Genomic DNA, 813 nt, shown 5'->3' with positions numbered 1-813 from the left:
GATGCAAAGCCAGTCAGACTTAAATGCCCTATCGAACACCCTAACCCGTTTGGAATCAGGTGGCGGCAGCTTTACTGCCAATGCCAACGGAGCATTCCAGAACTACTTGGAGCAATCACTTGATAACCAAAAAGATATCCAACGCATCATGACCGCCCACAAACCAGAAGATATTGCGGAAGCTAAAATGAATTGGCAGAACTTCACTCGCACCGAACAATTTGCCAAAATGGCAGGGCTGGACGGAGATACGGCGCGAATCGTCGGTAAGATGAACCAAGAGCATCAAGCCAGCGTAGCAACAGGGCAACCACACCTGTCTTCCGCGCAGTCTGATACCATGAGTCAAGCATGGAATGATACGCAAGACACGGTCGCGCAAACACGTACCGATGTACTACACAACAAGGGCACTGGCGGACTGTTTAATGAAGATCGCTTTGACGGGGTAACGGATAACGTCAAGTACCAGCAAAGTCAGGCACGAAAATCCATTAGCAAGCCAGAGCCCATCATTGAGATGACCATCAAGCCAGAGGTTGAGAGTGAGGTGACCAGACCGGAAAGGACGGAGTACGTCACCTCCGACCAATCGTACCCTGCTACGCCAAGATACACCCAAAACCCAAACAAATAGTATTGATCACGGTGCATAAAAAAGGACTTTATGCACCGTCTAAATACTGGTATTATGATCAGGTATCTAGAAGGAGCGTTACCATGAAAAAAATTCTGCCATTACTGCTGCTTACCTGCGCAAGCGCACAAGCTCAAACCCACTCTCCTGAGCTCACTCAACTGCTGAGCGAGATA

Annotated in this window: 1 pseudogene; it reads left to right on the top strand. The window is 48.7% G+C overall.

From position 1 onward, the window contains the following. A pseudogene (locus AACR11_RS04715) lies at window positions 1–637 on the top strand (conjugal transfer mating-pair stabilization protein TraG); the annotation flags it as partial. Between the last annotated feature and the right edge of the window lie 176 nt (window positions 638–813).

The organism is Vibrio sp. L85 (assembly GCF_963871815.1).
Taxonomy (GTDB): domain Bacteria; phylum Pseudomonadota; class Gammaproteobacteria; order Enterobacterales; family Vibrionaceae; genus Vibrio; species Vibrio harveyi.
This window is presented reverse-complemented; position numbering and strand designations above follow the sequence as displayed.